Here is a 10,450-nt window from a genome sequence, read left to right as displayed (position 1 = left end):
CACCGCGCTCGGCTTCGCCTGCCCCGCCCCGGCGCAAGGCGCGGACACCACGACCGCCCGGCTCAAGCTCTGAGCCGACACGCACGGAGCGGCCCCGGCGGGGCCGCTCCGGACCTCGGGGGAGAAGCGAAGCAACAAGGGGGACAGCCCAGTCCCGATGCGCGGGAGGTTGCGATGACGCATCTGTCGAACCACACGCCGGCCGCATCCGCGGAAGACGCGGGCGGGGACGCGGAATACCGCCGCATGGCGGCGTTTGTCCGCCAGTCCCTGGCGCTGATCGAGGCGTTCGAACACGAAGTGAAGGGCAACGTCGCCGACACGGTGCGCCAGAGCGCGGCGATCGAGCAGGCGGCGGCGGACGGCATCGCCGCGGTGGGCCAGGTGGGCGACCAGACCGGGGTGGCGGCGGAGGCCTCCAAGGGGGCTCTGGCCAACGTGCAGACGGTGGCGGCGGCCTGCCAGCAACTGGCGGCCTCCGAGCATCAGGTGGACGGCCTGGTGCACCGCGCCGCGGACCTCGCCACCGAGGCGGTGGACAAGGCGGGCCACGCCTCGGACACCGTGGCGCGGCTGGCCGAGGCGCTGAAGGCGGTCTCGGGGATCGTCGGCTTCATCGAGGAGATCGCGCGGCGCACCAACATGCTGGCGCTCAACGCCACCATCGAGGCGCAGCGCGCCGGGGCGGCGGGCAAGGGCTTCGCGGTGGTGGCCAACGAGGTCAAGGACCTCTCCAAGCAGACCGCCGGCGCCACCCGCGACATCCGCGACAAGATCGGCCACATCGGCAACACCAGCGGCGAGGTCACCGCGGCGATCGGCGTGATCGCGGCGGCGGTGCGGGAGATCCGCGACATCACCGCCGAGGTGGCGGGCGCGGTGCAGCAGCACGCCGAGGCCACCGGCGAGATCAGCCGCAACGCCCATGCGGTGGCGGAGCGGGTCTCGGAGGTCTCCGACAGCATCGGCGCGATCGCCCAGGAGGCGGCGCAGGCGCAGACGCAGTCGGAGGAGGTGGCGCGGCTCGCCGCCGCCTCGGCGTCGCGCCTCGACGGCGTGGACCGCCGCCTCGGCGCGGTGCTCGACAAATACCGCAGCGCCGACCACAGCATCGCCCGCCTGCCCCTCGACCTTCCCGCGGCGCTCGCCGCCGAAGGGCGGGAAACCGCGGGCCGCCTCACCGAAATCACCGCCGCGGGCGGCCGCTTCGCCCCCGAGGGCGAGATCGCCGGGCTCGCGGGCGCGGCGCTGCGCCTGCCGTGGTTCGGCGAGATGCCGGTGGCCGCGGCGCGCAGCGGGAACGAAATCGCCTTGCGCTTCGAGCCGCCGCCCGGCGGCGCGCAGGCCGCGGCGATCCGCCGCCTGATCGACGGCCTCGACTTCTGCGACGTCGAGATGCTCGGCATCCTCGCCGACGCGCAGCGCGAGGTGACCCAGGCGCTCGAAGACGGCCTGCGCCACGGCCGCCTCTCCCTCGCCGACCTCTTCGACGAGGACTACCAGCCGGTCCCCGGCACCAATCCCACGCAGTACACGAACCGCTGCGTCGCCTTCGCCGAACAGGCCTTCGTGCCGATCCAGGAACGCCACCTGGCGCGCAGCGAGCGCCTCGTCGCCGTGGTCACGGTGGACCGCAACGGCTACATGCCGGTCAACAACCTCTACTGCTCCAAACCCCAGACCGCCGACCCGGTGTGGAACGCCGCCAACAGCCGCTTCCGCATCTTCCTCAAGGACCACGCCAGCGCCCGCCTCTACGAAAGCCGCGAGCCCTTCCTCTTCCACACCTACATCCGCGAGGTCGCCCCCAACACCATGGTCCTGTTCAAAGGCATCGGCATGCCCATCGTCATCGACCGCCGACCCTGGGGCGTCATGCGCGTCACCTACCACCTCTAAAACCCGACCCCTTATCCCCCCAAACACCAAAAACACCCCCCATACCCGGGGGGTGTTCTTGTGTCGGGAGAGGGGGGTCAGGCGTTGCCCGCGGTGGAGGAGAGCTTGGCGACGTCGATGCCGAGCTTCTCGATGGCGCGCTGCCACTTCTTGGCGTTGTCGGGGCCGAACAGCAGGGCGTCGTCGGCGGGGACGATCAGCCAGGCGTTGTCCTTGATCTCGGCATCGAGCTGCCCCGCGCCCCAGCCCGCATAGCCGAGCGCCAGCAGCGACTGGCGCGGCCCGCGGCCCTCGGCCACGGCGCGCAGGATGTCCATGGTGGCGGTGAGCGCATGGCGGCTGTCCACCAGCATGCTCGCCTCCGCCATGAAGTCGGAGGAATGCAGCACGAAGCCGCGCCCCGGGTCCACCGGACCGCCGAAATGCACCTTCATGCCTTCGATCGCCGGGGTGGCCGGGACGTTGAGCTGCTCCATCAGCCGGGAGAGCGGCATGTCCGGCAGTTCCCGGTTGAGGATCAGGCCCATCGCGCCCTCGCCCGAATGGGCGCAGAGGTAGACCACGGTGTGCTCGAACCGCGGGTCCTGCATGCCGGGCATGGCGATCAGGCATTGTCCGGTGAGATAGGCGGCTTTGGTGTGCGTCGCGGCCATGTCCGTCCCTTGCGCGGTTGCCACTTCAAAATACGCAGGGGGGCGGTCTTCGGCAAGGCGGGAAGGATCAGCTTTCGGCGTTCTTGCGGGGAATCGCGGCGCGGGCCAGAGCATCCACCCGTTCGTTCTCCGCGTGGCCGTCGTGGCCCTTCACCCAGCTCCAGCGCACGGTGTGCGGGGCGAGCGCCGCCTCCAGGCGCTGCCACAGCTCGGCGTTCTTCACCGGCTGCTTCGCCGCGGTCTTCCAGCCGCGCGCCTTCCAGCCGCGCAGCCACTGGGTGACGCCCTTCATCACGTATTCGCTGTCGGTGACGATGTGCACCGCGCACGGCCGCGTCAGGCTCTCCAGCCCGGCGATCGCGGCCATCAGCTCCATGCGGTTGTTGGTGGTGAGCGCCTCGCCGCCGGAGAGTTCCTTCTCCTTGCCGCGATAGCGCAGAAGCGCGCCCCAGCCGCCGGGCCCGGGGTTGCCGGAGCATGCGCCGTCGGTGAAGAGTTCGACCTCCGCCGCCATGGCTCAGCCGAGACCGTAGGCGCCGGGGCCGGAAAGCCCGCGGTGGAAGCGCAGGATGGCGAGGTATTCGCGCGGGTCCTTGGGCCGCACCAGCGCGCCCGGCGGGGTGTTCAGCCAGTCGTAGAGGCGGGTGAGCAGAAAGCGCAGCGCCGCGCCGCGGGCGAGCAGGGGCAGGGCCTCCACCTCGGCGCGCGCGAGCGGACGCACCGCGTCGTAGGAGCGCAGCAGGCAGCGCGCCTTGGTGACGTTGAACTCGCAGCCCGGCTCGAAGCACCAGGCGTTCATCAGGATGGCGAGGTCGTAGGCGTAGAGGTCGTTGCAGGCGAAATAGAAGTCGATGACGCCGGAGACCGCGTCGCCGCGGAAGAACACGTTGTCGGGGAAGAGGTCGGCGTGGATCACCCCGGCGGGCAGGCCCGACGGCCAGGCGCCCTCGATCTCGGAAAGCTCGCGCCCGATCTCCACGGCGAGGCCGGGGGCGACGGAATCCGCCGCCGCCGCGCTCTGCGCGAACAGGGGCCGCCAGGCGCGCACGCTCAAGGCGTTGGCGCGCTCGGCCGCATAGTCCGCCCCGGCGCGGTGCAGCTGCGCCAGCGCCGCGCCCACGCCGCTGCAGTGCGCGGTGGCGATGCGCCGCGGCGACAGCCCCTTGAGAAAGCTGAACAGGGCGGCGGGGCGGCCGTTCAAGGTGCGCAGGGCGGAACCGTCCTTCGCCTTGATCGGCAGCGGGCAGGTCACGCCCTTGGCGGCGAGGTGCTCCATCAGGCCGAGGAAATAGGGCAGGTCCGCCGGGTTCACCCGCTTTTCGTAAAGGGTGAGGATGTAGGCGTCGCCGTCCTCGGTCTGCACCAGGAAGTTGGAGTTCTCGACGCCTTCGGCGATGCCGGTGAACGACACCACGTCGGCGGTGGCGTAGGCGGCCATGAAGCCCGCCAGGTCTTCGTCGGTGACGTCGGTGTAAACGGCCATGCCCCTCCTCCTGTCGAGGGCATGGGTATAGAGGAAAGCGGCGGCGATGGGTAGGGGGAAATCAGAGGTTCCGCACCTGGATCGGCAGCTTGAAAGCCAGGGTTTCGGTGGCGTGGCGCGCCTCCTCCACGGCCAGCGTGCGGCGCGCCGCGAGCGCGGCGAGCACCGCCTCCACCAGCACCTCGGGGGCCGAGGCTCCGGCGGTGATGCCGAGGCGGGAAACGCCGCCGAGGCTTGCCCAGTCGATCTCCTCCGGCCCCTGGATCAGGCGCGCGTCCGGGCAACCCGCGAGCGCCGCGACTTCCACCAGGCGGCGCGAGTTGGACGAGTTCGGCGCGCCGATCACCCATACCGCGTCGCAGCTTCCGGCGATCGCCTTGACCGCCGCCTGGCGGTTGGTGGTGGCGAAGCAGATGTCCTCGCGCTTCGGCCCGGCGATGGCGGGGAAGCGGCGCTTGAGAATGGCGATGATCTCGCGCGTCTCGTCCACCGAGAGCGTCGTCTGGGTGACGTAGGCGAGCGCGTCCGGCGTCGCCGGGGCGACCGCCTCGGCGTCGGCGGCGGTCTCCACCAAAAGGAGACTCTCCGGCGGCACCTGGCCCATGGTGCCCACCACCTCCGGGTGCCCGGCGTGGCCGATGAGGATGATCTGGCAGCCTTCGGCGGCGCGGCGCGCCGCCTCCATGTGCACCTTGGAGACCAGGGGGCAGGTGGCGTCCACCGCGGCAAGTCCGCGGCGCTTCGCCTCCGCGGGCACCGACTTCGGCACGCCGTGGGCGGAGAACACCACGGCGGCGCCGTCGGGCACCTCGTCGAGTTCCTCGACGAACACCGCGCCCTTGGCCTCCAGGCCCTCGACGACGAAGCGGTTGTGGACGATCTCGTGGCGCACGTAGACCGGCGCGCTGCGGCTCGCCAGCAGGCGTTCGACGATCTGCACCGCGCGGTCCACCCCGGCGCAGAAACCGCGCGGCGCGGCGAGGACGACGGTCAGGGGCGGCATTTCGGTGGCGGCGGTCATGGCGGCTTCCTCGCTGGTTCCGTCAGGATGTAGCAAGTCCGGAGGCGAATCGAAAGCCCCCGCGTCGAAACCCGGTTGCCGTGGCCCGGCGCTTGGGCTATCACCGGGGCAGGTTTCGTGCGCGCGGCAAGGAGAGCATCATGACGCTGCAGCAGGTTTTCGGCCGCCGGTCCGCGGCCCCGGTCCTCGGCGCGGCCATGGCTGCCGCGTTTGCGCTCGGCGGCTGCTCGATGTTCAAGGACAAGGCGCCGCCGCCGCCCTGCCCGACGATAAAGATCGACCGCGACACCGCCAAGGTGACGCAGTTCCGCGGCGGCTCCGACATCACCGACATCGTCATGGAAACCGAGATTCTCGGCTACACCGGCGAGTGCAAGGTGGACAAGAAGACCAACACCGTGGACATGGCGCTTTCCGTCATCTTCCAGGCGAACCTCGGCCCCGCCGCAGGCCCCGGCGACAAGGACGGCGAGCGCCGCCGGAGCTTCGCGTATTTCGTCGCACTGCCGGACTTCTTCCCGCATCCTGCGGGCAAGCAGACGTTCTCCGCCGAGGTGCCCTTCCCGCCGAACGTCAACCAGGTGCGCTATCGCGACGCCGAGGTGACGCTGCACATCCCGCTCGGCAAGAGCATGTCCTCCGGCGACGCGCGGGTCTACATCGGCATGCAGCTCACCGACGAGCAGTTGCAGTACAACCGCAAGAACCAGCCGCAATACTGACCGGCCCCCGGGGTTCAACCGAGGATTCTTGACACGCGCCGGTTCAAGCCCACACTCAAGACGAGAGTCTTGGGTGGGAGATGTGCCGATGCGCGAAAGGGATGCCGCCGTTCCCCAGGGGAGCGGGTTGCGCCGGGCCACGCTCAGCTACCTCGTCGCCCTCGGGCTGATCGCCGGGCTGTCGATCGGCACCCACGTTCTCGTCGATTCCATCGTGCAGCAGCAGGAAACCACCGCCCGCATCGTCAACGTCGCGGGGCGGCAGCGCATGCTGTCCCAGCGCATCGCCGGGCTCGCGGCGGAGCTTGCCGCCGAAGAGGACTCCCTCGCCCGCACCGCCCTGCGCGCCGACCTCGACGACGCCATCGACCTGATGGCGCGCGCGCACCGCGCCCTGCGCCGAGGCGACGCGGACTGGGGCATCCCCGCGACGGAAAGTCCGGCGGTGCGGCGGGTCTACGATTCGCCGCCGGTGCTGCTGGAAAGCCGGGTGTCGGCCTATGTGGGGCAGGCGCGCGCCTTCTCCCGCGCCGCGGCGGAGGGGGGAATCGATGAAGCGGCGCTGCGCGAGCTGCGGGTTGCGGCGCGCGACCGCCTGCTCTCCGGGCTCGACCTCGCGGTGCGCACCTACGAGGCGGACAGCGAGCGCGCCATCCGCAACCTGCGGCATGTGCTGTTCGGCGTGCTCGGGCTGATGCTGGCGACGCTCGCCGCCGAGGCGGCGTTGATCTTCCGGCCGCTGTTCCGCCGCCTCGCCGACCGCGAGCGCCGCCTGGTCGAACTCGCCGCCGATCTCGACCAGGCGCTGACGCTGTCCACCGCCGAGCTGCGCCTCGCCGCCGACATCATCGAGACCACCGACGAGGCGGTGGTGGTGCTGCGCCGCGACGGCGCCATCCTGTCGGTCAACCCGGCGTTCTGCCGCATCACCGGGCTTTCCCGCGACGAGGCGCGGGGCAGGCCGATCAGCCTGTTGTTCTCCGACCGTCAGGACCCGGCGTTCTACGACGCGCTGTGGACGGAGTTCGCCGAGGCCGGCCGCTGGAGCGGCGAGTTGTGGCTCAAGGGGATGAGCGGCGACGGCTTCTTCGCCTATCTCACGATCAATGCGCTCGCCGAGGACCTGACCGACACCGAAGCCTCCTCGGTGGGGGTGTTCTCCGACGCCACCGAGCTGCGCCGCAAGGACGAGACCATCGCCCACATGGCGATGCACGACCCGCTCACCGGCCTGCCCAACCGCGACCTTTTGTGGGACCGCCTGGGCCAGCTGATGCAGCGGGCGCGCCGCGGCGGCTGCTACGCGGTGGCGTCGATCGACCTCGACCGCTTCAAGGCGGTCAACGACAGCCTCGGCCAGCCCTTCGGCGACGTGGTGCTGCGCCAGGCGGCGGGGCGTCTGGTGATCCAGGCGGGGGAGGCCGACACCGTGGCGCGCATCGGCGCCGACGAATTCGTGGTGCTGTTGGAGGGGCGGGAGACCGCCGCCGACTACGCGGTGCGCGCCGGGCACATGGTGGAGGCGCTCGCCGCCCCCTATACCGTCGCCGGGCGCGAGGTGCGGCTCGGGGCTTCCGCCGGGCTGACGATGTGCCCCGGCGACGCGGCGACCTCCGCCGATCTGTTGCGCCAGGCCGATGCGGCGCGCCGCCGCGCGAAGAGGGAGGGCGGCGGCGTGCAGTTTCACGCAGCGGGCATGGACACCCTGGTACAGGACCGCCTGCGCATGGAGACCGCGTTGCGCGCCGCGGCGGAGGCGGGGGATTTCTCGCTGGTCTACCAGCCCAAGGTCGGGCTCGCGGGCAATGCGGTGGACGGCGCGGAGGCGCTGATCCGCTGGACCGGCGGCGCCTTCGGCGCGGTCTCTCCGGCCACCTTCATCCCCCTCGCCGAGGAGATCGGGGTGATCGGCGCGATCGGCGAATGGGTGCTGCGCCAGACCTGCGCCGAGGCGCGGCGCTTCTGTGAAGCAGGGTTCGAGATGCCGCTTGCGGTCAACGTTTCGGCGCAGCAGCTGCGCAGCGGCGCCCTGGTGCCGCTGATCGAGGAGATCCTGCGGGGGAGCGGCCTGCCGCCCGCGAGCCTGCAACTCGAACTCACCGAAAGCTCGTTGATCTCCGACTACGAGAACACCGTGGCGCAGCTCGCCGCCCTGCGCGATCTCGGCGTGCTCACCGCGCTCGACGACTTCGGCACCGGGTACTCCAGCCTCTCCTACCTGCGCCGCCTGCCCATCGGCTTCCTCAAGATCGACCGCGCCTTCGTGATGAACCTGGAAACCGACGCCGCCGACGTCACCGTGGTCGGCGGCATCATCGCGATGGCGCACGCGCTGGGCCTCAAGGTCATCGCCGAGGGTATCGAGACCAAAGTCCAGGCGCAGATTCTCGCCGGCATGGGCTGCGACGTCGGCCAGGGGTATCTCTTCTCCAAGCCGATGCCGCCGCAGCGCCTGCGCGCCTGGATGGCGTCGCGCCGGCGCTGAGGGCAGCCGCCCGAGTCGCCGCTCCTACCCCCCGGCGCACCCGCCGCGATCCCGTGCCGCGGGTTGCCGCGGCATTCCGGGATGAGCGAAACTATTCCGTCGGCGTATCCAGACTGTGGCGAAGCCCCCACCTACAAGAAGGGGTGGGAAATATTCCCTACCCGCTTGCCTATTCGGGTGGTTGCGCTATTGTTCGACAGACGCACAGTGGAGCGGGGGCTCGACGGTGCGCGGGCCGCCCGGGGAGGGGCGGCGGGGATGGATCGGGGTCTGCCGCCCCGTTCCAAAGGCGCTGGCATAAGGGTGCAATTCCAGGATGGCCGGAAAAAAACGGAAGTCGATTCAACGGAAATCCCCGATCGAAGTGATGATCGCGGAGAAGAACCCGCTCTTGCAGAGCAGCCTGATCCGCCTGTTCGCGGCGGATGAGCGCTTCGTCCTGGTGTCGATGGCGCCCGATGGCGAGCGCTTTCTCACCGCCGCGGAGAACGTGCGCTTCGACGTTGGGGTGATCGGGTGGGAGATGCCCTATCTCGGCGGGCGCGGCGTGCTCGAGGCGTTCCTCCGCAAGGAGCGCAACGCGCGCCTCATCGTCTATACCGGGTCGTCCAATCCGTCGATCCCGGTGGAGGCGGAAATGCTTGGCGCCTGGGCCTTTTGCTCCAAATCCGATCCCGGCGCGAACCTGCTGGAAACCATCGCCGCGGTCGCCGACGGGCGCAAGATCTTCCCCTTCGTCAATGCGCAGCGTGCGGTGAACGACCCGCTGGGGGCGCTGACCCCCCGCGAGCGCGAGTTGCTCACCGCGCTCGCGGGCGGCATCACCAACGCCCAGATCGCCAAGCGCTTCGACATCTCTCTGAATACCGTGAAGTTTCACCTCAAGAACCTCTACGAGAAGCTCAGCGTGGACAACCGTTCCCAGGCGGTCGCCTTCTACCTGAGCAGCCGGAAGGTGGTGTAGGTGCGGCTTGTGGGTGGGGTTCGCCGCCCGGCGGCCCCCGCTTCGGGGGTTGCGCCGGGTCCGGCGCTGAGGTATCCCCGCGCGTAACGGAACTGTCTTGTTCGGAGCGGGCTGCAATGCGGCCGAAGGCCCGCCTTCCCACTCATCGAGTCCCGCCTGCCGGGAGGGTTTGGCCGCCAGCGCCGTCCGGGAAACGGAAGGCATAATGACGGGGGACTGACACATGGTGCATCGTCCGATACAGCAGCGGACGCCGCTTTTCGCCTATTGCCTGCGCAACGTCACCGAGGCCGCGGCCCTCGCCGCCTACGACTGGGTCGGCCGCGGCGACAAGAACGCCGCCGACGGCGCGGCGGTGGAGGCGATGCGCAAGGAACTGAACGCCCTGCCGATCGAGGGCACGGTGATCATCGGCGAGGGGGCCAAGGACGAGGCTCCGGAGCTCTACTGCGGCGAGGCGATCGGCCTGTCCCGCAACCGCGCCAAGTTCGACATCGCGGTGGACCCGGTGGAGGGCACCAGCTACACCGCCAAGGGCATCGCCAACGCGCTTTCGGTGATCGCGCTGGCGCCGCGCGGCACGATGTTCGACCCCGGCCCGTCCTATTATATGGAAAAGATCGCGGTGCCGAAGGAGGCCAAGGGCCTGATCGACCCCGAGGCGCCCACCGCCGACAAGCTCAAGGTGCTCGCCCGCGCGCTCGGCAAGCCGGTGCGCGAACTCACCGTCTTCCTGCTGGAGAAGCCGCGCCACGAGAAGATGATCGAAGAGATCTACGCCGCCGGGGCGCGCTGCGCGCTCTATCCGGCGGGCGACGTGATGGGCGGCCTGCTCGCCGCCTTTCCGGATTCCGGCATCGACATGCTGCTCGGCACCGGCGGCACGCCGGAGGGCATCCTCACCGCCTGCGCCCTGCGCGCCATCGGCGCGGACTTCATGGGCCGCTTCGACCCGCAGTCCGAGACCGAGCGCAAGGTGATCGCCGAGTTCGGCCTCGGCACCGAGGAGTGGCTGATGATGGACGACCTGGTTTCCTCCGATCAGGTGTTCTTCTGCGCCACCGGCGTCACCGACGGCATCCTGGTGGACGGGGTGACGGTGGAGGGCGACTTCGCCCGCACCCAGACCCTGATGATCAGCGGACCCTACGGCGAGCGCCAGGTGCTCACCAGCTACCACATGGTGGAAGCCGATTGATGCGTGAAAGCCGGGCGATCCCCGG

The 10,450-nt window shown here is 70.3% G+C and carries 9 protein-coding genes; 5 read left to right on the top strand and 4 right to left on the bottom strand.

The window, feature by feature from the left end:
- Nucleotides 1–174 precede the first annotated feature (174 nt).
- Nucleotides 175–1,899, top strand: coding sequence for a methyl-accepting chemotaxis protein (locus tag O7R11_RS08835; protein ID WP_337997137.1), 1,725 nt, complete (start codon nucleotides 175–177; stop codon nucleotides 1,897–1,899).
- A 77-nt stretch (nucleotides 1,900–1,976) separates the two neighbouring features.
- On the opposite strand, the gene O7R11_RS08830 is transcribed toward O7R11_RS08835, so the two are convergent.
- The 4 genes from O7R11_RS08830 to ispH all read right to left on the bottom strand — a co-directional run bounded on the left by O7R11_RS08830 (nucleotide 1,977) and on the right by ispH (nucleotide 5,056).
- Nucleotides 1,977–2,552 carry a YqgE/AlgH family protein gene (locus O7R11_RS08830; RefSeq protein WP_337997136.1) on the bottom strand — a complete coding sequence of 192 codons (576 nt, stop codon included), beginning with the start codon at nucleotides 2,550–2,552 and terminating at the stop codon, nucleotides 1,977–1,979.
- Between the two features lie 67 nt (nucleotides 2,553–2,619).
- Nucleotides 2,620–3,066 carry a ribonuclease HI gene (rnhA, locus tag O7R11_RS08825; protein WP_337997135.1) on the bottom strand — a complete coding sequence of 149 codons (447 nt, stop codon included), beginning with the start codon at nucleotides 3,064–3,066 and terminating at the stop codon, nucleotides 2,620–2,622.
- A 3-nt stretch (nucleotides 3,067–3,069) separates the two neighbouring features.
- On the bottom strand, nucleotides 3,070–4,035 hold the full coding sequence (gene thrB, locus O7R11_RS08820) for a homoserine kinase (protein WP_337997134.1): 966 nt from the start codon (nucleotides 4,033–4,035) through the stop codon (nucleotides 3,070–3,072).
- 61 nt (nucleotides 4,036–4,096) lie between these two features.
- Nucleotides 4,097–5,056: a 4-hydroxy-3-methylbut-2-enyl diphosphate reductase gene (ispH, locus tag O7R11_RS08815; protein WP_337997133.1), complete on the bottom strand. Its 960-nt coding sequence runs from the start codon at nucleotides 5,054–5,056 to the stop codon at nucleotides 4,097–4,099.
- Nucleotides 5,057–5,196: 140 nt separating this feature from the next.
- Here ispH and O7R11_RS08810 point away from each other — a divergent pair, with 140 nt between their 5' ends.
- From O7R11_RS08810 to glpX, 4 genes are all read left to right on the top strand, one after another.
- Nucleotides 5,197–5,778, top strand: coding sequence for a hypothetical protein (locus tag O7R11_RS08810; RefSeq protein ID WP_337997132.1), 582 nt, complete (start codon nucleotides 5,197–5,199; stop codon nucleotides 5,776–5,778).
- A gap of 88 nt (nucleotides 5,779–5,866) precedes the next feature.
- Entirely contained in the window at nucleotides 5,867–8,263 is a 2,397-nt protein-coding gene (locus tag O7R11_RS08805) for an EAL domain-containing protein (RefSeq protein WP_337997131.1), read from the top strand.
- A 316-nt stretch (nucleotides 8,264–8,579) separates the two neighbouring features.
- Entirely contained in the window at nucleotides 8,580–9,227 is a 648-nt protein-coding gene (locus tag O7R11_RS08800; RefSeq protein ID WP_337997130.1) for a response regulator transcription factor, read from the top strand.
- A 223-nt stretch (nucleotides 9,228–9,450) separates the two neighbouring features.
- Nucleotides 9,451–10,425, top strand: a complete 975-nt coding sequence (glpX, locus tag O7R11_RS08795; protein WP_337997129.1) for a class II fructose-bisphosphatase — start codon at nucleotides 9,451–9,453, stop codon at nucleotides 10,423–10,425.
- Nucleotides 10,426–10,450 lie beyond the last annotated feature (25 nt).

Source organism: Oleispirillum naphthae (assembly GCA_027864655.1).
GTDB classification, from domain to species: domain Bacteria; phylum Pseudomonadota; class Alphaproteobacteria; order Rhodospirillales; family Rhodospirillaceae; genus Oleispirillum; species Oleispirillum naphthae.
The sequence above is the reverse complement of the archived record's forward strand: the minus strand, read 5'-3'. Positions and strand labels throughout refer to the sequence as shown.